Origin of the sequence: Shimia marina, assembly GCF_001458175.1 — a bacterium.
Classification (GTDB): domain Bacteria; phylum Pseudomonadota; class Alphaproteobacteria; order Rhodobacterales; family Rhodobacteraceae; genus Shimia; species Shimia marina.
The window spans coordinates 263,482-286,738 of the sequence record NZ_CYPW01000006.1 but is presented as its reverse complement, the minus strand read 5'-3'; the positions used below and the strand labels follow the sequence as shown (position 1 = coordinate 286,738).

At 57.0% G+C, this 23,257-nt stretch carries 20 protein-coding genes; 11 read left to right on the top strand and 9 right to left on the bottom strand.

Annotated elements, in window-relative coordinates:
- Positions 1 to 117 precede the first annotated feature (117 nt).
- Positions 118 to 1,332, top strand: coding sequence for a TsoY family (seleno)protein (locus tag SHM7688_RS03215; protein ID WP_058238556.1), 1,215 nt, complete (start codon positions 118 to 120; stop codon positions 1,330 to 1,332).
- A gap of 43 nt (positions 1,333 to 1,375) precedes the next feature.
- Here the strand turns inward: SHM7688_RS03215 and SHM7688_RS03210 are convergent, their stop codons facing one another.
- The 3 genes from SHM7688_RS03210 to leuC all read right to left on the bottom strand — a co-directional run bounded on the left by SHM7688_RS03210 (position 1,376) and on the right by leuC (position 3,996).
- The gene (locus tag SHM7688_RS03210; protein WP_058238555.1) at positions 1,376 to 1,906 is read right to left on the bottom strand and encodes a GNAT family N-acetyltransferase; all 531 of its coding nucleotides are present in this window, start codon (positions 1,904 to 1,906) and stop codon (positions 1,376 to 1,378) included.
- A gap of 65 nt (positions 1,907 to 1,971) precedes the next feature.
- Positions 1,972 to 2,577: a 3-isopropylmalate dehydratase small subunit gene (leuD, locus tag SHM7688_RS03205; RefSeq protein ID WP_058238554.1), complete on the bottom strand. Its 606-nt coding sequence runs from the start codon at positions 2,575 to 2,577 to the stop codon at positions 1,972 to 1,974.
- Positions 2,578 to 2,589: 12 nt separating this feature from the next.
- Positions 2,590 to 3,996: a 3-isopropylmalate dehydratase large subunit gene (leuC, locus tag SHM7688_RS03200; protein WP_058238553.1), complete on the bottom strand. Its 1,407-nt coding sequence runs from the start codon at positions 3,994 to 3,996 to the stop codon at positions 2,590 to 2,592.
- Positions 3,997 to 4,269: 273 nt separating this feature from the next.
- Here leuC and SHM7688_RS03195 point away from each other — a divergent pair, with 273 nt between their 5' ends.
- From SHM7688_RS03195 to rlmH, 3 genes are all read left to right on the top strand, one after another.
- Positions 4,270 to 5,712 carry a mechanosensitive ion channel family protein gene (locus SHM7688_RS03195; protein WP_083498891.1) on the top strand — a complete coding sequence of 481 codons (1,443 nt, stop codon included), beginning with the start codon at positions 4,270 to 4,272 and terminating at the stop codon, positions 5,710 to 5,712.
- 281 nt (positions 5,713 to 5,993) lie between these two features.
- Positions 5,994 to 6,377, top strand: coding sequence for a ribosome silencing factor (gene rsfS, locus SHM7688_RS03190; protein WP_223229161.1), 384 nt, complete (start codon positions 5,994 to 5,996; stop codon positions 6,375 to 6,377).
- Positions 6,378 to 6,430: 53 nt separating this feature from the next.
- A complete protein-coding gene (gene rlmH, locus SHM7688_RS03185; protein ID WP_058238978.1) occupies positions 6,431 to 6,901 on the top strand; it encodes a 23S rRNA (pseudouridine(1915)-N(3))-methyltransferase RlmH in 471 nt (156 codons plus the stop codon).
- A gap of 27 nt (positions 6,902 to 6,928) precedes the next feature.
- Here rlmH and SHM7688_RS03180 read toward each other — a convergent pair whose 3' ends face one another.
- Positions 6,929 to 7,627 (bottom strand): DUF599 domain-containing protein, encoded by a 699-nt coding sequence (locus SHM7688_RS03180; RefSeq protein WP_058238552.1) that lies wholly within the window; start codon positions 7,625 to 7,627, stop codon positions 6,929 to 6,931.
- Positions 7,628 to 7,788: 161 nt separating this feature from the next.
- On the opposite strand from SHM7688_RS03180, the gene SHM7688_RS03175 reads away from it, so the two are divergent.
- The 4 genes from SHM7688_RS03175 to SHM7688_RS03160 all read left to right on the top strand — a co-directional run bounded on the left by SHM7688_RS03175 (position 7,789) and on the right by SHM7688_RS03160 (position 11,451).
- Positions 7,789 to 8,580 (top strand): trypsin-like serine peptidase, encoded by a 792-nt coding sequence (locus SHM7688_RS03175; RefSeq protein WP_083498889.1) that lies wholly within the window; start codon positions 7,789 to 7,791, stop codon positions 8,578 to 8,580.
- 32 nt (positions 8,581 to 8,612) lie between these two features.
- Positions 8,613 to 9,431, top strand: coding sequence for a trypsin-like serine peptidase (locus SHM7688_RS03170; protein ID WP_058238551.1), 819 nt, complete (start codon positions 8,613 to 8,615; stop codon positions 9,429 to 9,431).
- A gap of 190 nt (positions 9,432 to 9,621) precedes the next feature.
- Complete coding sequence (locus SHM7688_RS03165; RefSeq protein ID WP_058238550.1) at positions 9,622 to 10,095, top strand: Hsp20 family protein; 474 nt, start codon at positions 9,622 to 9,624, stop codon at positions 10,093 to 10,095.
- A 153-nt stretch (positions 10,096 to 10,248) separates the two neighbouring features.
- A complete protein-coding gene (locus tag SHM7688_RS03160) occupies positions 10,249 to 11,451 on the top strand; it encodes an MFS transporter (RefSeq protein WP_058238549.1) in 1,203 nt (400 codons plus the stop codon).
- A gap of 55 nt (positions 11,452 to 11,506) precedes the next feature.
- Here SHM7688_RS03160 and SHM7688_RS03155 read toward each other — a convergent pair whose 3' ends face one another.
- Positions 11,507 to 13,693 carry an esterase-like activity of phytase family protein gene (locus tag SHM7688_RS03155; protein ID WP_058238548.1) on the bottom strand — a complete coding sequence of 729 codons (2,187 nt, stop codon included), beginning with the start codon at positions 13,691 to 13,693 and terminating at the stop codon, positions 11,507 to 11,509.
- A 170-nt stretch (positions 13,694 to 13,863) separates the two neighbouring features.
- Here SHM7688_RS03155 and SHM7688_RS03150 point away from each other — a divergent pair, with 170 nt between their 5' ends.
- Positions 13,864 to 14,643 carry a hormone-sensitive lipase gene (locus SHM7688_RS03150; protein ID WP_058238976.1) on the top strand — a complete coding sequence of 260 codons (780 nt, stop codon included), beginning with the start codon at positions 13,864 to 13,866 and terminating at the stop codon, positions 14,641 to 14,643.
- Here SHM7688_RS03150 and SHM7688_RS03145 read toward each other — a convergent pair.
- Entirely contained in the window at positions 14,640 to 15,611 is a 972-nt protein-coding gene (locus SHM7688_RS03145) for a P1 family peptidase (protein WP_058238547.1), read from the bottom strand. The two genes, SHM7688_RS03150 and SHM7688_RS03145, sit on opposite strands and share 4 nt — an antisense overlap.
- Before the next feature lie 229 nt (positions 15,612 to 15,840).
- Between SHM7688_RS03145 and SHM7688_RS03140 the strand changes: the two genes are divergently transcribed.
- Entirely contained in the window at positions 15,841 to 17,049 is a 1,209-nt protein-coding gene (locus SHM7688_RS03140) for an aminopeptidase P family protein (protein WP_058238546.1), read from the top strand.
- 81 nt (positions 17,050 to 17,130) lie between these two features.
- Here SHM7688_RS03140 and SHM7688_RS03135 read toward each other — a convergent pair whose 3' ends face one another.
- A complete protein-coding gene (locus SHM7688_RS03135) occupies positions 17,131 to 17,556 on the bottom strand; it encodes an organic hydroperoxide resistance protein (protein ID WP_058238545.1) in 426 nt (141 codons plus the stop codon).
- A 123-nt stretch (positions 17,557 to 17,679) separates the two neighbouring features.
- On the opposite strand from SHM7688_RS03135, the gene SHM7688_RS03130 reads away from it, so the two are divergent.
- Positions 17,680 to 18,144, top strand: coding sequence for a MarR family winged helix-turn-helix transcriptional regulator (locus tag SHM7688_RS03130; protein WP_058238544.1), 465 nt, complete (start codon positions 17,680 to 17,682; stop codon positions 18,142 to 18,144).
- A gap of 427 nt (positions 18,145 to 18,571) precedes the next feature.
- Here SHM7688_RS03130 and SHM7688_RS03125 read toward each other — a convergent pair whose 3' ends face one another.
- Positions 18,572 to 20,677, bottom strand: coding sequence for a methyl-accepting chemotaxis protein (locus SHM7688_RS03125; RefSeq protein WP_058238543.1), 2,106 nt, complete (start codon positions 20,675 to 20,677; stop codon positions 18,572 to 18,574).
- A 230-nt stretch (positions 20,678 to 20,907) separates the two neighbouring features.
- Positions 20,908 to 23,253 (bottom strand): aldehyde dehydrogenase family protein, encoded by a 2,346-nt coding sequence (locus tag SHM7688_RS03120; RefSeq protein ID WP_058238542.1) that lies wholly within the window; start codon positions 23,251 to 23,253, stop codon positions 20,908 to 20,910.
- Between the last annotated feature and the right edge of the window lie 4 nt (positions 23,254 to 23,257).

Below are 23,257 nucleotides of genomic sequence, written 5' to 3'. Positions count from 1 at the left end.
CACAGTTTTGCCAGAATTTACGCCAAAAGCATTCATTAATTCGAATGTGTATTGATTTGGGTCAAGGTGCGAGGGCTGAAATTCATATTCCTATTTTGGAATGTTAAAGGAAATGCCATGACACAACCCGCATCGCTGCAAGAGCGCCCGCCGTATTCACCTTTGTATTTTTTGGCAACCCTCGGAGCGGGTGGCCTGATGGTGACGTTTTTCATGTTTATGATGTTCTGGGTGCCACATCCAAACCAGCCCGTCCCGATATTTGAAGACATCATGGCCGCCTTTGGTGATGGTCCGCTGGCTTTGAAAGTTGCGATTGTTGTTGCGATGCTGGGCATTGCTGGATTTGCGGTCTTGTTGATCAAATCGTTGATCTGGAATCTGCGCAGCCTGTCAGCTTTCCGCCTGTCCGAAGCCTATGACGCTTTGCGCAGATCCAACGCCGAAACGCAGCTGATGGCCATCCCACTTGCTCTGGCCATGGTGGTGAATGGAGGATTTATCCTTGGGTTGGTCTTTGTCCCCGGGCTGTGGACTGTGGTGGAGTTCCTCTTCCCCATGGCGATGGTCGCCTTTTTGCTGATCGGAGGATATGGGCTTTTGATCATGCGCGACTTCTTTGGTCGTGTGCTGATCAAGGGGGGATTTGACTGCTCGACAAATAACAGTTTTGCACAGGTCCTTCCGGCTTTTGCATTTGCAATGGTTGGGGTGGGCATGGCCGCTCCGGCAGCGATGAGCTCGGTCGCGCTGACGGTGGGGGTTTCTTTTATCCTGTCTAGCTTTTTCATCGTTGTTGCGCTGCTGTTGGCGGTGGCCAATGTGATCCTTGGATTGCGCGCGATGATGGAACATGGGGCGTCAGCCGAATCTGCGCCAACGCTTTTGGTGATCGTGCCGCTGATCACCGTTGTCACAATCGCCTGGCTGCGTCAGAGCCATGGCCTGCATGTGCATTTTGACGTGCACGGTGGCGCAGGCGAAACGCTGTCGTTGCTGACCACGTTGCTGATGGTGCAGCTTGCCATTCTGGCGCTTGGGCTGACTGTGCTGCGCAGGTTTGGCTATGTTTCCAAATTTGTGACGGGGCCTGGTCTGTCCGCTGGGTCTTATGCGCTGGTTTGTCCTGGGGTTGCCCTCTCGGTGATGCTGCATTTCTGGCTCAACAAAGGGCTTGTGGCGAGCGGTCTCGTGGAGAAGTTTTCTTTGATCTATCTGCTCATTTCTGCGGTGGCCGTTGGGATGCAGGTGACGATGATCTGGCTGGTTCTGAAACTGAACAGCAAACATATGCGGCGCGAGGGCACACGGGCTGCCGTGCCTGCGCAATAAAATCGGGCAAATAAGATGGGTGGCGGGCATTGGATGCGCCGCCCTATGTCGTAGAGGTAAGGCTCCAAAATTCGCACATTTCGAAGCGTTTGCGGGCTGGTGCCCAGACAGATTGCTGATTTTGCCGGGTCATGCCCAATTTCTTAAGCAGGGCGAGGGAACCGATGTTTTCGACCTGCGCGCCAGCACGCAGCACGTCAAGTTTTAGGTCTTCAAATGTAAAGGCAATCGCACCTTGCGAAAGCTCTAAAGCAAAGCCGTTTCGTTGATAAGCTTCGCCAATCCAGTAGCCAAGTTCGGCATGGCTTTCTGAAATGTCCAATTTGCACCAGCCGATGATGTGCTGAGTGTCTTTTGCAATAACAACTGCGCCGAAAGCCAACCCGTCTTGTGCTGCATTGATGGCGGCGGTGAGAATGGACTTTGTCGCTTCAAGGGTGAGCGGTGTGGGCCAGGCGGCCACCCACTTGCTGATCGAAGGTGTCATCAGATTGGTGAGGGCCGAAGCATCTTGCAGCCGACACGCGCGCACCAAGAGGCGGCTGGTTTCAAAAGAGGCCGTGTTTAGGCGCATCGCCCCCTCCAAAAGAAAAAACGCGGCGCATCGGGGGCGCCGCGTTTGATTGACTTAAACTTAGGTCAGACCCAAGGGCGCTCTGCGCCGGCCTTGGCTTCATAAGCGTCGATGGAGGTTTCTTTCTCCATGGTCAGGCCAATGTCATCCAAACCGTTCAGCAGGCAGTGCTTTTTGAAGGCGTCCACTTCGAACTTGATCACTTCGCCATCCGACGTTGTGATCTCTTGGGCTTCCAGATCAACGGTCATGCGCGCGTTGGCACCTTTTTCCGCATCGGCCATCAGGATATCAACCTGCTCTTGTGGCAGCGCGATGGGCAGCATGCCGTTCTTGAAGCTGTTGTTGAAGAAGATGTCGGCAAAAGAGGTGGAGACAATCACCTTGATGCCAAAATCATCCAGCGCCCATGGCGCGTGCTCACGCGAAGAGCCACAGCCGAAGTTGTCACCCGCGATCAGGATCTGAGCCTCGCGATACTGCGCTTTGTTCAGGACGAAATCCGGGATCTCCGTGCCGTCGCGATTGTAGCGCATCTCATCAAACAGGCTCACACCAAAGCCGGTCCGCTGGATCGACTTCAGAAAGCGCTTGGGGATGATCATGTCGGTGTCGATATTCACCAGCGGCATGGGCGCTGCGATACCGGAAAAGGTTTCGAATTTTTTCATAACGCTGGCTCCTTACATCAGCTCGCGAATGTCGGTGAGCTTGCCGGTGAGTGCGGCAGCTGCGGCCATGGCTGGGGACACAAGGTGTGTGCGGCCCTTATAGCCCTGACGGCCTTCGAAGTTGCGGTTTGAGGTGGAGGCGCAACGCTCGTTCTCAGACAGCTGATCGGGGTTCATTGCCAGACACATGGAGCAGCCTGCCAGACGCCATTCAAAGCCCGCCTCACGGAAGATATCCGCCAGACCTTCTTCTTCGGCCTGTGCGCGTACAAGGCCAGAGCCCGGCACGATCATGGCGCGCATGCCTTCCTTGATCTTCTTACCCTTCAGCACTTCGGCGGCGGCACGCATGTCTTCGATGCGACCGTTGGTGCAGGAGCCGATGAAGACGGTGTCGATCTCGATGTCGGTCAGCTTCTGGCCCGGGGTCAGACCCATATACTCAATGGAGCGACGCGCAGCTTCGACCTTGCCGCCTTCAAAATCTTCTGGCGCAGGCACAACACCAGTGATCGGCAGTACATCTTCCGGGCTGGTGCCCCAGGTCACAACCGGCTGAATGTCTTCGCCCTTCAGGGTCACCACTTTATCGAAATGTGCGCCTTCGTCGGTGTAGAGCGTTTTCCAATACTCCAGCGCCTGCTCCCAAGCACCCGCCTTCGGAGCGTGTGGGCGGCCTTTGCAATAGTCAAAGGTGGTTTCGTCTGGGGCGATCAGACCGGCACGGGCGCCGCCCTCAATGGCCATGTTACAGACTGTCATGCGGCCTTCCATGGACAGATCGCGGATGGCCTCACCACAATATTCAATGACATAGCCTGTGCCGCCACCGGTGCCGGTTTCACCAATCACAGCCAGTGTGATGTCCTTGGCGGTCACGCCCGGCTTCAGCTTGCCGGTGATCTCCACCTTCATGTTTTTGGATTTTTTCTGGATCAGCGTCTGGGTGGCGAGCACGTGCTCCACCTCAGAGGTGCCGATGCCATGCGCCAGCGCGCCAAATGCGCCGTGGGTCGCGGTGTGGCTGTCGCCACAGACCACAGTCATGCCCGGCAGGGTCCAGCCGTTTTCCGGGCCAACGATGTGCACGATGCCCTGACGTACGTCAGACACCGGATAGTAATGCACGCCAAACTCTTTGGCGTTTTTGTCCAGCGCCTCAACCTGAATGCGCGATTCTTCGGTCATCTGCGCAGGGTCTTCGCGACCCGCCGTGGTGGGGACGTTGTGATCCGGCACGGCAATGGTTTTTTCTGGCGCACGCACCTTGCGTCCCGCCATGCGCAGGCCTTCAAACGCCTGCGGGCTGGTCACTTCGTGAACAAGGTGACGGTCAATATAAAGCAGGCAGGTGCCATCGTCAGCTTCGTGGGCGACATGGGCATCCCAGATCTTATCATAGAGCGTTTTGGGGGACATTGGTCCTCTCCATTCTGTTTGTATAGCTAGAAGAAATGGCTGTCAGAAAGGCGCAGCAATGCTGCGCCGCAAGCTCATAGCGCGGCGACGACGGATTTCGACTGACCAAAGAATCGCCATGGCAAAAAGGCGCGGTCAGAGATGTCGTAGATGCGTTTCATATGATCCCAGTACACGGACAGGCGGATTCCTTCAAGCAGAAGCCACAGAGAAGTGACGCAGGGTGCAGAATGCTGCGTTGCCTCGACGCAGGGCCACGTGCAAGGATGATGCATGGAAGAAGAGCTCCAGACATCCGCCGCCGATGCCGTTGATCCCTCTGCGGCGACGGACGAAACCGAGTTGGATCGTATCGCAGGCGCCGAGCGCCACGTGCCTGATACGGACGTTCCGCAAGATAGCACCGAAACAACCGAGATCGCGCTGGGCATATGGGCGCGGTTGGTGGATTTCTCCGAGAGCCTGTTGCGCCCTTGGGCGGCTTATCAGGTGGTGATCGCGCTGGTCCTCATAGCAGTGGCCTATGGATTGGCTTTTGTTTTCAAGCCGCGGTTTTACGCTTGGCTGAAGACGCGCGAGGGATGGCCGAAATGGCGTTATCGCTATGCCATGATGATGCATCGGCGCATGGCGCTGTTTATTTTCAATGTGTTGATCTGGTTCACCGTGTGGGGGATGCGCGCGGCTACCTGGCCGAGCCGTTCCTACCTTCTGGTTGGGCTTGCCAATCTGGCATTGGCCTGGCTGGTGGTTGTTGTGGTGCTTCGGGTGGTGCAGAACACCACGCTCCGCGCTTTTCTGAGATATGGCGCTTGGATCTGGGTCACTTTGGTGCTGACGGGGCTGCGTGACGATGCCGTCTTGTTGATGGACAGTATGGCATTGGTGTTTGGCGAAACCCGGATTTCGCTTTGGATGATTGCGCAGGCGATTTTGATGCTGGGCGTGACCTTCGCACTCACGCGGCTGGCCTCCCGTCAGGCCGATGCACGGCTGATGCGCAGTGAAGACATATCGCCCTCCATGCGGGTTCTGTTTGGCAAGCTGTTACAAGTGTTTTTCTACAGTGCTGCCTTTTTTATTGGTTTGCGCATCATTGGGTTTGACCTCAAGGGACTGGCGTTTCTGACCGGTTTTATTGGCGTGGGGCTTGGCTTTGGCCTCCAAAAGGTGGTGTCTAACCTTGTGTCCGGGCTGATCATTCTGATGGACAAGTCTATCAAGCCCGGTGATGTGATCTCGCTTGGAGAAACCTTTGGCTGGATTAACTCTTTGGGCGCGCGCTACGTCAGTGTGGTGACAAGGGACGGGCGCGAGTTTTTGATACCGAATGAGGATTTGATCACCAATCAGGTGGTGAATTGGTCTCATTCCAACACCTATGTGCGGCTCGATATCTACTTTGGCACGGCTTACGGTGATGATCCGCATCAGGTGCGCAGAGTGGCGGTGGAGGCGGCCAAATCTGTTGAGCGCGTTCTGACCTATCCCAATACGCCTGTCTGCCATATTGTGAGTTTTGGAGACAGCAGCGTGGATTACATTCTGCGGTTCTGGATCAAGGACCCGACGGGTGGGCTGACCAACATCCGGGGCAATGTATATCTGGCGCTTTGGGATGCGTTTCAGGCAGAGGGCATTTCACTGCCGTTCCCGCAACGCGAGGTGCGGGTACTCCAGGAGGCCGAGGACACCCCGCGCCCATCAATGCCTTAACGTTTTTCCGAGGCCGATGGGGGCAGAAAATGAGTGCCATTGCGAGATTTTGCCCCGCAGCAATTGGAGCTGCAATGCCTCAACATATCTTGGAGGGCGATGGCGCGATGGAGATTTCTGTCTTTGGCGCATGGAAAATACGCGATTTTTAAGGGTTTTGCGGAATCCATCTTGCCTTTCGTTGAGAAAACGTCCAACCGGTGCTATCTTGAATTTATGCCCGGCACCGGGGCTGACGGGTGCGCTACAAGGAGGGCAGACTTCTGTCTTTGAACACTGACGTGGCAAATGCTGCTGACACAGGTCCGATTGTGACGTCGGACTCTTCGGATGCGACAAGCGAGGCACTGCTTGCCCGTATCCTCACCTCACTGGATGAAGATAAAGCTGAAGACGTGGCGCAGATTGATCTGCGCGGCAAAACGTCGATTGGCGATTATATGGTGATCTGCTCCGGGCGCTCTTCGCGTCAGGTTGTGGCGCTTGCCGAAAAACTGGTGGAACGTCTCAAACATGAGTTTGGCCGCGCCGCGAAAGTGGAAGGCAAGGACACAGGGGATTGGGTTCTGGTCGATACCGGTGATGTGATTGTACATATCTTCCGCCCTGAAGTGCGCGAGTTCTATCAACTCGAAAAGATGTGGGTCCCCGGCGGCTCCGCATAGAGTTTCAGGCGGCCCTCTGACGATCTGGAGAGCCGGAAGGACAACGTATGGCACTGAAGGTGCATATCTGCGCCGTGGGCCGGCTCCGGTCTGGCCCTGAGCGCGACCTGCTTGACGATTACCTGACGCGGTTTGATCGCACGGGCCGGGCCTTGGGGCTTGGGCCTGTGGCGGTGCATGAGGTTGAAGATCGCAAAGGCGGCGGTATGGCTGCCGAGGCGAACTTGCTGGAAGGGGTGATCCCCAAAGGCGCCGTCATCTGTGCGCTGGATGAGCGTGGCAAGGTGATGAGCAGCCCGGATTTTGCCACACAGATTTCTGGTTGGCGCGATGACGGGCGCAGCGATCTGGCTTTCGTGATCGGCGGTGCGGATGGGATCGATCCGAGCTTGCGGGCGCGGGTGGATGCCAAATTGAGCTTTGGCAAAATGGTCTGGCCACATATGTTGGTGCGCGTGATGCTGAGCGAACAGCTCTACCGCGCGGCCAGTATTCTGGCAGGCGCGCCCTACCACCGGGTATAGCTGCGCACCAAGGCAGATTACGCCGGTTTAACGGGGCTCTTTCAGCAGCGCGGCTCTGGATTGGGAGGCGAATTCACGTCGTCCCAGAACGATCACCGTGACCATCACCGCCAACAACAGGGCCAGCGGCCCGAGAATCCAGCAGATGGCGGCCAAGGCAAAATATATCGCGCGGATCCCGCGGTTGAAGCTGCGGGAGGCGGTGATGTTGATGGCACCTGCTTTCTGAGCGCGTGACAGGGCTGCGGGGTGCTCTGCGTCATTGGGCACAGCGGCCATCAGGACCGAGCAATAGCCGAACAGGCGATGTGACCAGACAAACTTCAGAAAGGCATTGCCGATGAAGAGCAGCACAAGCACCAGCTTGAGCTCCAAAACCAGCGCCGGCTCTGCGCTTTGGGTGAGGTCACGGGTGACGCCTGCTATTTGATCAGTGTTGCCAATCAAGGCCACCAGAGCGCCAATGGCGATCATGGAGGAGGAGGCAAAGAACGCTGTGCTTTGGCGTAGGTTCCCCATGATTTGGGCATCAAACACCCGCACGTTGCGCTCCACATAATGTACCATCCATTCCTGCCGATAGAATGCCATGAGGCGCGACACAGACGGGTGGTTTTTCGGCGGGTTCTCAATGAGATGCGTTGTGATGATCCAAGCAAGCACAATCACTGCAACCGCGATGGCATCAAGTGTGGAAAACTGGGTGGAGAGCGTGTTCAGAGTCATGGGGCATACCATAGCGCCTCGTCTCCGCGCTTGCCAGCGGCCCCAGAACCTTGGCGGATGGGGAAATGATCTATCATTGGGCGTTGGCTTGCCCTAATTCCGCCTTAGCTTCGGGGTAGATCAAGGTTAATCAAACCAGAGCCCCTTCTGATGGAGATCCCATGCTGTTGCGTTTTACAGTGCTGTTCACGATGTTTTTGGCGTCTTTTGCCGCTGCGCAGGATTCGGGACTACGCCGTCTTGATACCGGAGAAGACAGCCGCCAATGGGGCGCGGTTGGGCGTCTGGAAATTGATGGGCGGGGATTTTGCACCGGGACTTTGATCGCGCCGGATCTGGTGTTGACGGCGGCACATTGTTTGTTTGCCAAAGGCAGCGGTGCGCCCCATGCGATTGGTGCAATTGAATTTCGGGCAGGCTGGCGCAATGGGCGTGCGGAAGCCTATCGCACGGTGCGGCGCGCGACTGTCCATCCGAAGTATGCGCGGTCGGATACGGCATCGACTGAGAATATTCAGAATGATCTGGCGCTTCTTGAGCTGCATCACCCCGTTCGCAACACGACGATTGATCCATTTGAAACCACTGGTGGGCTGCGCAAGGGCTCTCAGATCGGTGTGGTGTCTTATGCGGTTGGCCGCGCAGAAGCCCCCTCTTTGCAAGAGATGTGTCAAGTGATGGGGCGTCAGCGCGGGGTGCATGTGCTGTCCTGCAATATCGATTTTGGCAGCAGCGGCGCACCGGTGTTTGTGTTTGATCGCGACCAGGTGCGCATTGCGTCCGTGGTTGCGGCCAAGGCGGATCTGAAGGGCAGTAAAGTGGCGTTGGGTGCCGCGCTGGATCACAGCCTGCCTGAGCTTCTGGCAGCTCATGAGGCGGAGCCCTTTCAGGCGACAGGCACGGCGTCTTTGCAGGATCGCAGCGCAACAGGGGCAAAGTTTATTCGCCCATAATCGGCGCGAACTGAGGTTTGGAGGAGATGGCGATGCGGGTCTTGGGATGTCTGTTCTCTGTGATTTTGAGCGTGATCACGCAGCCTTTGGCCGCAGAGGAGCGTTTGCAGCCCTTGCTGCGCCGTGGGGATTTACTGGGGTGGGAGGCGATAGGGCGCCTGGACGCCGCCGGTGCCGGGTTTTGCACCGCTGCGCTTATTGCGCCCGATCAGGTGCTGACCGCAGCGCATTGTGTGTTTGACGCAAATGGGCGCCTTCTGCCCGCGGATCAGATTATGTTTCGAGCGGGTTATGTTGAGGGGCAGTCCCTGACGGAGCGGCAGGTCAATCGCATCGTTGTTGATGCGGGCTATCAGGACAGCGCGGATGGCAAAATCAGCACCAAAATGATCCCGCATGATGTTGCGCTGTTGCGGCTGGCCTCTCCAATCTCAAGTTCGGAGGCGGATCCTTTTGCGATCCATGTGGACCCGCAGGAGGGAGAGAAAGTCTCTGTGCTGAGTTATGGTCGTGGGCGCAGTGAGCATCTGTCGTGGCAGCGCGATTGTTCCATTCTGGAGCGCGGCTGGGGGATGTTGACCTTTGATTGCAACGTGACTTTTGGCTCTTCGGGAGCGCCTGTTTTTGTGCGCTATGGCAATCGGGTGCGGATCCTTTCGGTGGTCTCTGCGACCGGGGACAATCCAGAGGGGCAGAAGGTTTCCTTTGGCATGGAGCTGCCGGAGGTTGTGGCGGAGTTGAAGCGGCGTATGCGGGTTGGAGACCGGCCCGTGGCGCAGGCCCCAGCGGGCGTGAAACGTATCCAGATTGGCACACGCAGCACGTCTGGGGCCAAGTTTGTACGCCCTTAGTCATCTGTTAGTTATTTGATTTGTTTTGGATTTTCTATTTTTCAAGCCGCTGTGAAAGACAGGGGCTTGAAACCCCAGTATCTGCGCATACCTCTATTTTCGTAAGGCGCCGCAATCGGGTCTTACGCATAACCGCCTGTCCCTCGGGAAGGCATTATACATATTGTTGTCGCTCAATGGAGGATAACCCATGCGCACTTTTGATCTGGCTCCGCTGTACCGGTCGACCGTTGGTTTTGATCAGTTGGCAAATATGATGGACCGTGTTCTGTCCAATGATGTCGCCCAGCCGAGCTACCCCCCATATAATATCGAGAAGACCGCCAATGATGCCTATCGCATCTCTTTGGCGGTTGCCGGATTTGGCGCAGATGACCTGAGCATTGAGGTCAAGGAAAATGCGCTGATCGTGACCGCCAAGAAAGGCGATGACGCCAAGGATAAAACATATCTGCACCGTGGGATTGCCACCCGCGCTTTTGAACGGCGCTTCCATCTGGCGGACCATGTGCGCGTCACGGGCGCGAGCCATGAGGATGGTATGCTGCATATTGATTTGCAGCGTGAAATTCCTGAGGCGCTCAAGCCGCGGCGCATTGAGATTTCCACAGGCGCACCCAAGGCCGTGGAGCAGGATGTGGTGGACGCGAAGGCCGTCAACTGATCCGAAGAAACCAACTGACAGATCCTCCTCCCTTGCTGTCAGCCCCATGAAGGGGAGCGCGCGTTCCGATTGGGGCGCGCGTTTTTCGTTGGTTGCACTCTTAACATGTTCAGTTCAGACTGCCCCGATGATTTCTGACAGTAGGAGTGGCGCGTGAATTTGGGCGCTTTGAAATCGGCCAATTTTCGCGCCTATGTCTTTGGAGCCGCTTTCGGATTGCTGGCCATCTGGATGCAGCGCATTGCGATGGGCTGGCTGGCCTGGGAGATGACGGGCTCTTCGAGTTTTGTTGGCTTTATTGCCATGCTGTTGTTTGCGCCATCCATCATGCTGTCGCCGTTGATGGGTGTCTGGGTGGACCGGATGAACGTCAAACATGCGGTCTTGGCTGTTCAAGGCTGTAACTTCCTGTTGTGCGGCCTGCTTTGGGCGATTGTAGCGACAGGTATGGAAACACCGTTTCTATTGGCGTTGCTCTCCCTGCTGATTGGCATGGTGATGGCCGCCAATCATCCGGTGCGCATGGCGCTGACGCCTCGGTTGGTGCGGCGCGAATATGTCGGGTCCGTCGTGACCATTGTGGCGATTAATTTCAATATTGCGCGTATGGTGGGGCCGGCGGTGGGCGGCGTTTTGATTGCAACGATTGGCGTGGGGCACACGCTTTTGGTGCAGTGGCTTTTGTTTGTGCCCTATCTGGTGGCCCTGTCGCGCCTGTCGCTGCGCCCACGTCGGCAGACCGGCAGTGCGCAGGAGCCGTTCTTTCAGGCATTGGCCGCAGGGGTGCGCTATGTCTGGCAGACCTCAGCGGTGCGGGAGGCCATGTTTGTGGCCGGGGTGCTGGCCTTGGTGGCGCGGGGCGCGCTGGAAGTCTTGCCACCGTTGGCAGATGGCGTCTTTGGCCGCGGGGCTGACGGGCTGGGCGTGTTGATGAGTGTCACCGGGATTGGCGCAATTGTGGGTGGTTTCTCTCAGGCGGCCCTGCCACCGCAAGTGCCGGGGCGGCTGCCGTTGCTGACCCGTCTGGCGATTGTGTTGGGGCTCTGTCTTGTGGCGCTGCTTGGGCTGGTGAACCATTGGCATATGGCGCTGGCCGTAGCGGCGGGCATGTCTTTTGTGACCACGGTGACCGCGATTTCAACGCAGACGGCGATTCAGCTCGATCTTGAGGATGATATGCGGGGGCGTGTGATGAGCCTTTGGGCTGTGATCGCAGCAGGCGGATCGGCGCTTGGCGCTGGCGCGATTGGTGGGATGGCGGAGTGGCTGGGGTTCCAGGGCGCATTGGTGTGGTCGGGCAGTTTGGCTGCTGCCAGCGTGGCCGTTTATCTCATGTGGATGCGGCTAAAGGCATAAGCCCCGCTGCCGAGGAGGCAACGGGGCTCTGACTGGTCTGACGGGGAGAGTCTGATCAGTTGGCGGCAGGTTCGATATTGCCGATGTTCAGGAAAATTGTCTCACCGGAGTGGTCATCTACACCGTCATTGTCGGTTGAGAAGAAAGCGGTGCCATCTTCCAGAATGGCCAGACCTTCGACCTTGTCCAGAACATAGCCTCCGGTGGAGGTGAGATCTGGCAGCAGGTCACGCACCAGCGTTTTGGACACCACTGGCAGGGGGCCACCAAGGGGGGCAGGCACCATTTCGGAAGCGGAGATGCGGTAGATTTTCTTGGTCACGGCGCGGTGGTCGTGTTGATTGTCACGCTCCACAACATAGACCCAGTCCCCGTGGGCAACGATTTCTGAGAGACCGACCCAACCGGTTGCTGGCTCGGCTTTGGGGTAGTGCACGGCGCCCCATTCCTTTGTCTCAAGGTTATAGGCCACAAGCTTCACGTGGTTTTTGGGATCGTCTTTCCATTCCCGCTGCACCGCCATCCAAAGGGTGTCGCCAATTCTGGTGATGCCCTCAAAGCCGAAGCGTTTTTCAACAGCCATCAGCTCTGCGGGGAGGCCGATTTCGCCTTTGCGATCCTTGATCAGACCCTCTGCAGAGACGTGGTAAATCGCATGAGGGACCACGCGGTCGGTGCGGCCTTCGGACGCCACGTAGAAGCCGCCTTTGCCATCAAGTGTGATGCCTTCCATGTCGATCTTCTGGGCAGGCGTACCATTTTGACGGTGAACGCGGATCACATCGACGATGCGGGCCGGTGTCTGGGTGGTGTCGATTTTGAAGATAGACGGCTGGAAGCCATAGAAACTGTCATTCACCGCCCAGATGATGCCGTCCTTGTCGGCAACCATGCTCGAGAGCGCGCCCCAGCCGATCAATTCATCAGCGCCTTCCGAGGTCAGATGCGGATAAGAGGCCGGTGCATTCTGATATTCAAAAAGCATCACATGCGCCCGCGCGCCGCCGTCTTCGATCAGGTCTTTTTCGTTCGCCGAAATCAACAGGTTGCGCTCTGGAATGGCCACATAGCCTTCTGGACCAACACCGGAGGGCAGAAGCTGCTTCAGAACAGGGGAGGCTGGGTTGGTGACATCATAGACCCCCACAACAGAGGCGCGTTCGGCACCTACAAACACATAAGGTGTGCCGTTGAAACTGGCGAAGGTCACGCTCTCAGGCTCCACACCTTTGCTGTCAGAGCGTTTGTCCGGATAGTGACCGATCTGGATGATGGCTTTTTCAAAGTCGGTGCCGCTTTCGTACACAACGGTGCCGTCCTTGTGGAAGATGGTCCAGCCACGGGAGCCGCCATCCATATCGCCTTCGTTGGCGGTGGCGAAATGACTGTCATCAATCCAAGTCACCGCATCCGGCTCACGCAGGCGGGCTTTCTGGCTCTCAGTGAAGATCAGGGCGCCGCGCTCGTCGGTGGCATCAATGCCGTCCAGATCCACCGCGCCTGCGGAGAAGTGAGAGATCACCTCACCCTCTTTGGAGACAACCACCATGTGGTTGTTTTCCTGCAGGGTCACAACCGTTTCCCCCAGCGCGTTGATCGAAACATACTCTGGTTCCGGATCTTCGGGGGAGACCTCTGCGAGGCCCGTCATATCGACCATGCGCAGTGTGTCACAGGCGAGCGCGCCGTCAGTCAGCGAGACCATGGCCAGCATGCCCGCAGGCATTTGACCGGTGCGGCCATCGCCAAGGTCTTCGTCACGCTCGTTTTCAATGGCAACCGAAACAAAGCTCTGATCCGGTGCAATGGCGACGCTGTCTGGTTGACCGCCCAGATCACAAGAGGCGGCGACGGTGCCGTCTGTGATATTGATGGCCTGAAGCACGCCGGAGGGCTGTGTGTAGCTTTCAGAGGTGTTTACGCCGACGATGGCGACATCGCCGATGATGCCAACAGAGGTCGGCTCCCCCACAAGGGCCACATTGCCCAAGGGCTGGGGGCTGCTCGGATCGGAGATGTCGATGCGGCCCAGCACGCCCAGCGGGCTGTCTGTATAGACCAGTGTCATGCCGTCTTGGGTGGCGGCAATGATTTCCGGGGAGGTTTCGCGTTGGGTGTCTTCGCCTTCGGCCATGTTTTTGACAACAGGGAACGAGGCGATGCGGTTGAAGTTCATCTCGGCGGCGGCATGACCAGCGGTCAGGGCCAACGCGGAGGTCAGGCATAGGTTGCGCAGCAACATTTTGCATCTCCATGTTGAATTCTGCGCTGGGCGTCGCATGGGGAGGTGACGCGCCTGTAACGGTGGCATGACAGATTTGTTAAAGACCCGAGGCCCCCTCTCAAAAGCGGTTTGAGCTTGCCCCTGCTTTCGCGCAGAGTGCCAGATAGATCTGTTTGGGGGAGATTGAGATGGATTGGGATGATGCCTATTCCAATGGGGCGTATATTGCCGGGGCGGATGGGTTTCCACCGCGGTGGGCAAAAGAGGCGGCCGCATTTCGCACTTCCGCAGGGGCGCAGGAGGATGTGGCCTACGGGGCTGGCGCGCGCCAGAAGCTTGATCTGATCACGCCAAAAGGTGCGGCCAAAGGGCTTTTTGTGTTTGTGCATGGCGGCTACTGGATGGCCTTTGATAAATCCTATTGGAGCCATCTAGCACGGGCGGCCGTCGCACAGGGGTGGGCTGTCGCTATCCCGTCTTATGATCTGGCGCCTGAGGTGCGGATTTCTGACATCACTGGCCAGATTGCTGAGGCCGTGACCAAAGCCTCGGCAATGGTTGAAGGACCAATCGTCTTGGCGGGGCATTCGGCTGGTGGCCATCTGGTGGCGCGCATGATCTGCGCGGGTGTCTTGCGGGAAGAGGTTGCGCAGCGCATCACGCGCGTCATGCCGATTTCACCGGTTGCGGATCTGCGCCCGCTGATGCGAACTGCGATGAATGAGAAACTGCATTTGGATGCGGCGGAATGTGAGGCGGAAAGCCCGGTGTGGCAGCGCCCGCGCGCTGGCGTGGCGGTGACCGTTCTGGTTGGGGCGCAGGAGCGGCCTGTGTTTCTCGATCAGGCGCGTTGGCTGTCTGAGGCATGGGGCTGTGATCGCATCGTGGCAGGCGGGAAGCACCATTTTGATGTCATCGATACTTTTGCGGATGCGCAGAGTGACGTGGCACGCATGCTGTTTGCCTAGGGATTCATGCAGGGCAAAAGATCGCCTGGCTTTGGCGTGGCGTGCCAGACACCCCGCGCAATGGCCCGCGCGAGACAGGTGGCGGCGGCATGACCTATCCACAATGTGTCGGCAATCTCATCGCTGAGCGGTTTGGCATCGGTGCTGACGCCAAAGATCAAATCTCCATCCATCGGGGTATGTGACGGGACCAAGGCGCGGGCCATGCCGTCATGGGCGGCTGTCGCCATGCGGGTGCATTGCGCCTGTGTCAATGCGGCGTCGGTTGCGACAATGGCGATGGTGGTATTGTGACTGGACAGCTTGGTATTGGGCAGTGTGGTCGGCGCGTTGGGCAACAGACCTCTGCCACCAAATTCGGCGTCGATCTCCCAAGGTGCGGCCCAGAAGTGTTGCCCATCTGGGGAGGCGTCGCCAAGTGCATTGACCGCGACCAAAGCCCCGACCGTATGGCCGGATGGCAAAATTATGGATGCAGAGCCAAGACCGCCTATGTGGGAGGCGAGGGTGCAGCCGGTGCCCGCGCCAAGGGAGCCAAGCGCAAACTCTGTATCCGCCGCAGCCAGCGCCGCAGCACCGAGGGCTTTATAGGGGTTGTCACCCCAGCTTTTATCGCCGCCATTGAGCAGATCGAACAGAATGGCACCGGGCACGATGGGGACGGTCTGATCCCCAACCGGGAAACCGCGCCCTTGGTGGCGCAGTGCATCTGCCACGCCAGAAGAGGCATCCAAACCAAAGGCCGAACCGCCCGATAGGGTGAGCGCATCGACCTGCTGCACGGTTTTGTCCGGGGCCAGAAGATCTGTTTCCCGGGTGCCGGGGGCCCCGCCCATCACGCTGACCCCACAGGTGAACGGTGCTGCGCCAATCAGAACACTGGCCCCACTTTTGAGGGTGTCATCCTGTGCATGGCCGACGCGCAGGCCTGCAATGTCGGTGATGAGGTTGTTGGGTCCGGTTTGCATGGCTGCCTCCTGTGGTGTCACCGTAAGCGCAAAAAACTTGGGCGCAAGGTTGTGCGCGCTTGGGTTGTGTCAGAATTTGCTTGTCCAATCCGGCATGATTTGTGCAATATCTGAGCCAGCACTGGCGATGGCGTCGCCACATTCCAACATCAGGCGGGTCACACCTGCACGGAATGCGCTTTTATCTTATCAGTCCTGAACGCCGGGACCTCTTTGATCGGAGGTCGAAATGACTGCACGTCCTGAATTCTATCGTTTCCACAATGGTGAAAAAGCGCCTTTGCAATTTGCTGAGGCGGAATATGCCGCGCGCGTGACGGGATTGCGCGCCATTATGGCTGCGCATGGGGTGGATGCCGCTGTGTTCACATCCATGCACAATGTGTCCTACTATTCTGGGTTCACTTATTGTGCCTTTGGCCGGCCCTATGCGGTGGTGGTGACCGCGTCTGATTGTGTGACCATCTCTGCAGGGATTGATGCAGGGCAGCCCTGGCGGCGCTGTTATGGCGACAATATCACCTATACGGATTGGCAGCGCGATAATTACTGGCGTGCGATCAAATCCATCACGGGGGAAGCTGCGGCGATTGGCTATGAAAGTGACCACCTGACCATGCTGCAGCAGGGCAAGTTGCAAAGCTTCCTTGCACCATCAAAGATGGTGGATTTGTATGAGCCTACCATGCGCCAGCGTATGCATAAGAGTGCGGCGGAAATTGCGCTGATCCGGGCCGGGGCCGCGGTGGCCGATGTGGGGGGCTATGCGATCCGTGACGCCATCAAGGAAGGCGTGCGTGAGATTGACGTGGCCATGGCTGGGCGTGACGCGATGGAGCTTGAGATTGCCAAAAGATTCCCGGATGCCGAGTATCGCGACACTTGGGTTTGGTTTCAGTCCGGGATCAACACCGATGGGGCGCATAACCCCGTGACCGCACGCAAATTGCAGCGTGGGGATATCCTGTCACTCAATACCTTTCCGATGATCTCCGGCTATTACACCGCGTTGGAGCGGACGCTTTTTGTGGGCGAGGTGGATGATGCCAGCCTCAAGCTGTGGGAGGCCAATGTGGGGGCGCATGAGCTGGGCATTTCGTTGCTGAAGCCCGGCGCGAGCTGCGCTGAGGTGACGGAACAGATCAATGCGTTCTTTGCGGCGCGCGATTTGCTGCAATATCGCACCTTTGGCTATGGGCACAGCTTTGGTGTGCTGAGCCACTATTATGGGCGCGAGGCGGGGTTGGAGCTTCGGGAAGACATTCCAACGGTGCTGGAGCCGGGTATGGTTATTTCGATGGAGCCGATGCTGACCATTGCGGAAGGTGAACCGGGCGCGGGTGGATATCGGGAACATGATATTCTGGTGATCACAGACGACGGCAATGAGAATATCACCGGCTATCCCTATGGTCCTGAGTTCAACGTTGTGGGGTGATCCAGCGGTCGCGCCCTGACGGGCGCGGCTCGATTTGGCCGCCCTTGAAGGGGCGGCCGGTTTTGTCCATGTTGAACGCGCTTATGCCAACTCTGGTGTGATCTCTAGATTGCCACGTGTGGCATGGCTATAGGGGCATGTGGCGTGAGCCGTGGCAATCAGTGCTTCTGCTGCTGTCTTGTCCATGCCGGGCAGTGTCACCTTCAAGCCAACGTCCAGTCCAAATCCAGCATCTTCGCGGGGGCCAATGCCAACCGTTGCCGTGACGGTGGCATCCGCAGGCAGTGTGGTTTTTTGCTGCATGGCGATGAATTTCATCGCAGACAGAAAGCAAGCTGCGTAGCCTGCCGCAAACATCTGTTCGGGGTTGGTGCCTTCACCGCCCGCACCGCCAAGTTCAGCGGGGGTGGACAGAACAGTGTCCAGCTTGCCATCCTGAGAGGTGACGCGGCCCTCGCGACCACCAGTGGCGGTGGCGGAGGTGGTGTAGAGAGTGGATTGCAGCATGTGAGTCTCCATAATATATCGTGCACGATTTAATATGGGGCGATTTAGGTGGTTGGCACGAGATTCGTCAAGTCTTGTGATTTAATCGCGTGCGATTTAATGTCTCAGTGAAGGGGATTTCTAATGTCGAGCGATGCGCACTCTATTCTGGATCGGATGCTGTGCTTTGAAGTTTATAGCACTGAGCATGCTTTTGCGCGCCTCTACAAAGCGCTCTTAGCGCCTTATGGGCTGACCTATCCTCAGTTCCTGGTCTTAGTGTTGCTGTGGGAGCAATGCCCCCAGACTGTGAACGGCTTGGGGGGACAGTTGGGGCTGCAAAGTAGCACGCTGACCCCCCTTCTTAAGCGGATGGAGAAAGCCGGGCTTGTGGTTAGAACGCGGGACCCGGAAGATGAGCGCCGTGTTCGTGTGTCTGTGACGGCAGCAGGAAAGGCACTGCGTGCGAATGTCCATGACATCGGCCGCTGTGTCGCCGATGCGACGGGCATGGAAGAGGCTGAGCTGTTTGATTTGATGCGCAGCTTACGCAGATTGCGTGGCGGTCTGCAGGGCAGTGTTCTGACTGGTGTCAGCCTGTCAGATTGACGGAAGGTGAAACTCGACCTTTGCCGTTGAACAATACCTTTCCATCTGTCTTCTCTAAAATGTCTGAGCAGGTTGTGCATATGGCCGACCGGCCAGGGCACGTCGGTTGAAAGAGGCCGGTAAACGGGGGCTAGAAGAAAGAGGTAAAATTGGCGCGTGAGGAGCGCTCATGACCTCAAATTTTCAAGAGGCGCTGTGGATGGTGAGCGCAACAGACTGCGCTGATCGACGCCAGCTATCTCCTCCAAACGAAGGAGACATAAATGGAAGCCAGTTGGGGCGATTGATCTCCTACCGTAACTCAATCACACGCATCGAAAGGATGCGGCTGATAAGATCAAGGGAGGAAACATGAATGGTCGTTGGGGCCGAACATGGGGCGAAAGTACCGCTCAATCATTGTGGTATTGGTCGAAGTCAAGCGTCTTTAGGCCACGGATTGCATGCGTTCTTGGCTGGAAACAGTCAAAGAAAACTGGGTCACCATACCTTCCAGCGCGTCTGCCTGGTTTTTCAAAATCGTACAGGTGCTGTTCACATCTTGTGCCATGGTTGCATTGTGTTGTGTGACCTCTTCAATGTGCGACACACCGCTATTGATCTCACCTAAGCCAGCGGCCTGCTCTGCTGTGCCTTCTGCCATTTCTGCCACCAGATCTGAGATATGTGTGACACGTTGCACGATGCTCTCCAGAGCGGTGCCGGTTTTGTGAACAAGATCAACGCCCGCATTGACACTTTTGGTGCTTTCACCAACCAGATCTTGAATTTCGCGCGCTGCGCCTGAAGACTTCTGTGCCAAGGCGCGCACTTCGGAGGCGACAACCGCGAAACCACTTCCTGCATCGCCTGCCCGGGCGGCTTCCACACCAGCGTTCAGTGCAAGGAGATTGGTTTGAAAAGCGATGTCCTCGATGACGCTGACAATTTGGCCAATCTCGTTCGAAGATGCGGAAATATCGGCCATGGCATCGACAGCGGCGCGTACGATGTCACCGCTATCGGTGGCCTCTTTCTTCGCGGTCTCCGTGGTCATTTGCACGTTGCGCGCTCCATTCGCTGCGGTCTGCACGCTGCCTGTGATATCTTTCAGAGCGCTCGCGGTTTGCTCCAGAGTTGTGGCCTGACTTTCAGTCCGCTGAGACAGGTCTTCGGATGATTGGCTGAAGCTCAATGCGCTGTTGCGCACATTTTTGGTGGTCTCAGCAAAGCTGACCAATGTGTCGTTTAGTTTATGGGCCGTCGTGTTGAAGTCCTGGCGTAGCCCCTCGTATTCCTCAGGGAAGGGTTTTTCGAAATGCTGTGTCAGGTCTCCGTCGGCCAATTTCGCGAGACCTTGGCGGATTTCCGTCACAACAAAGTCCTGATCGTATTTGATGCGTTCCTGCTCTTCCTTGAGGGCCTCTGCATCATTGCGCATTTGAATGCTGTCCTGTTTGAAATGATACACGGCATTGGCCATGCGGCTCAACTCGTCTTTCCCGTCAATGCCTTCGACATAGACATTAAAATCCCCTTCGGTGAATTTGCGGATTACTGAGATCAGGTACTGAATGCGACCGATCATACGCTCAAAGGAGATAACGGCGAAGGTCAGCGTCAGCAGAGTGGCGATGGCACCAATCAAGGCCAGTCGGATAAAGGCGCGCTGTGCCTCTGATTCGATGGTATGGGTCAGCGTATTGACTTCCTCCACAAAGGCGAGTTCACGTTCGCGCAACAGATCAATCCAGCGGGTCGATATCTGAAACCATTCAGGGGCTGTCATGCCATTGAAATTGCCATCTGTATATCCTTCAGAGATCACTTTTCGCGCCTGTTCTATCGCTTGAAATTCCGGTGTTGCGTGCAATTCGTCGAGCCAGCCTTCTCCAGGCAAAGCCCCGGAAGTTTCTTTAAGGAGCGCTTTTTGCGCCCCTCCAAGAGACACATAGCGGTCATGTAAGGCCAGAGAAAAGCCCGCGCCAAGGCCAGTGGCCCCCATGGCACGTTCCAGGCCCGCGTTTTCTTTCGCCGCCCCCACCATGGCGCGCGCTGCAAGCAAGGCGATCAGGCGGCTATCATTGCCAGCAATGCCTGTTGGGCGGGAAATATCGAGCATGTCATTGATGGTTTTTGTATAAAATTTTGCCATTTGAGGCACTGTGATCTGAAAGCCGTCCACGGCCGTGCGTATCTCAGACAGCCTTGCAATATCCGCTGCAATTTTTTCAAAGGCCTCAGGGTATTTGTTTTTTAACTCCTCAACTGCGCCCTGGTATGTATCAATTGCGTTCTCTGTGCTTTTGCGTTGTTGAGACAGCTCACTGTCAAAATTCACTCCGGCAGAAGAGAGATAGCCCGCAGAGTATCCGCGCTCTTTCTGTAATTCGTGAATGACGGCTCCGACAATGGCGCCTTCCTGTGCCTGAAGTGTGGTCGCATGCGCCCCTGCGACAGCTTTTTTCTCATGAGAAATATCATGGTAGATGAATGCACCGGCAACGGCGAACAGAGGGCCGATGACCAACAGCATAACAAGTCGTAATTTCATTGGTTTGCTCCACTCAGCAGTAATTGTGCTTACCTCTAAGTGGAAAATCCTTATGTCTGATTAAGGGCGGTCCCTTGAAAAAGTGAGAATAGAAGTGGGGTTTATTTATTTGGTTGTTTCTCTATTTAGTTAATCAACTAATGGGTGGGTTTATTTATCGAAATGCTCAAAAGAAAACCCTGCCAATTGAATTGGCAGGGGGTGGTCCAGGTCTTGTGCGTAGGAAGAGGTTATTCTCCGTAAGGCACCCAGATGTTTTTCACCTCTGTTGAAGCCTCCAGGAAGCTGTGCCCTTCGCCTTCCGCGCTGAGCCAATCCCGAGCGCATCCATTGTTCACCCAGGTGCGTTTGAGATTTCCCGCGCTGGCGGCCTCAATCTCTTGGGACAGCGGAGAAGACGAAAAGGACCAGACGGCATCGACATCCAGATGACCGGCCAGCGGCGTGGCCAGCTCTGCATGAGAGCCGGTGAGGATATTGACCACGCCAGCGGGGACATCAGAGGTTTCCAGCACCTGATAGAAATCCGTCGCTGCCAGAGGGTAGGCTTCAGACGTCACAAGCACTGTGCGGTTGCCCATCGCGATGGCGGGTGCCATGGCAGAGATCAACCCGAGCAGAGGGGCGTCGTCTGCACAGAAAGCGCCAATCACCCCAACGGGTTCCTTCATTGCAAGTGCAACGCCGCGAATGGGCACCCCATGGGCCTGCCCGTCATATTTGTCTGCCCAGGCGGCATAGGTGAAAAGGCGGCGGATCGAGGTCTCGACCTCTGCAGCGCCGGTCTTTCCGCCGGTCAGAAGGTTCACGCGTGTGGCAAACTCTTCTTTGCGCGCGGAGAGATTTTCCGCGATGTAGTATAGAATTTGCGCGCGCAGATGACCTGTGGTGCCGGACCAGCCTTTTGCGCCCTGTGCGGCTTCCACCGCGTTGCGCAGGTCTTTGCGGTTGGCAATTGGTACCTGTCCCAACAGCGCACCATTTTTGCCATATATGTTCTGGCTGTAACCGCCATCAGGGCGCGCCTGTTTGCCGCCAATATAAAGCTTTGCGGTGCGGTCCAGCGGATCTACCGGCCCCTTGTCGCCAGAGAAAGCTTCAACAGGTTTGAGCGCTTTGGCTGTGCCTTTGGGTTTTGTGTAAGCGCAGAGCCCTTCCCAGCCGCCTTCGCGGCCATAGCCGCTTTCTCGACGGCCGCCAAAGCCAGCGGCGGCGTCAAACAGATTGGTTGCATTGACCCACACCACTCCGGCCACCAGTTTTGGCGCAATATCCAGCGCCAGATTGACGTTTTCTGTCCACAGGGTCGCCGCCAGCCCGTAGCGGGTGTTGTTGGCCAGTGCGACGGCCTCAGTTGGGGTGCGGAAGGTGGTGGAGACAAGCACGGGCCCGAAGATTTCTTCCTGCATCAGCTTGGACGAAGGGGCGAGGCCGGTGATCAGGGTAGGGGCATAAAAACAGCCTTCTACGGGCAGGGTGACAGGGGCCTGATAGAGAACGCCATCCGTATTACCATCCACCATGTCGGTGATGCTCTGTAGCTGAGTGGGATCCACAACCGCACCCACATCGATGCATTTGTCCAGCGGATTGCCCATGCGCAGTGTGGCCATGCGGGCTTTGAGTTTGCTGTGGAAGCGCTCGGCGATGCCCTCTTGCACCAGCAAGCGAGACCCGGCACAGCAGACTTGCCCCTGATTGAACCAGATGGCGTCCACAAGGCCCTCAATCGCACTGTCGATATCGGCATCGTCAAAGACGATATAGGCAGATTTGCCGCCCAGTTCGAGGGTCAGAGATTTGCCCGTTCCTGCGGTGGTTTCGCGGATGCGTTTGCCGACCTCGGTGGAGCCTGTGAAGGCGATTTTGTCGATGTCTTCATGGGTGGTGATCATCTCACCCACCGTGCCGTCACCGGTGACGATATTGACCACCCCGGCTGGCAGGCCTGCCTGTTGGCAGATGTCGGCAAAGGCCAGTGCGGTCAGCGAGGTGTATTCGGCGGGTTTGAGCACCACGGTGTTGCCCATGGCCAGCGCAGGTGCGACCTTCCACGCCAGCATCAGCAGCGGGAAGTTCCACGGGATGATTTGACCACAGACGCCGAGCGCTTGCGCGTTGGGCAGTTCACTTTCCATCAGCTGGGCCATGCCTGCGTGATAGTAGAAGTGGCGCTGCACCTGGGGAATGTCGATGTCCCGGCTTTCGCGGATCGGTTTGCCGTTGTCGAGCGTCTCCAGCACCGCAAAGAGGCGGCTGTGTTTTTGCAGCAGGCGGGCGAGCGCATAAAGGTATTTGGCGCGGCCATGGCCGCCGAGGCCTTCCCATTTGGGTTGCGCCTTTCGTGCAGCTTTCACAGCTGCGTCGATGTCTTCCTGTGACGCTTGTGTCAGATCGGCAAGGGTCTCGCCATTGGCGGGGTTCTTGGATTGGAAGTCTTTGCGTGGTTTTGTCCAGGTGCCGTCGAGGAAATGTCCAAAGGCTGCGCCCTGGTCCACGATCCAGGCAAAGGCATCAGCGGCACTTTCAGGGGCGGGGCCGTAGTCCATGGTCTCAAAAATCTCTTTAACGGTCATTGTG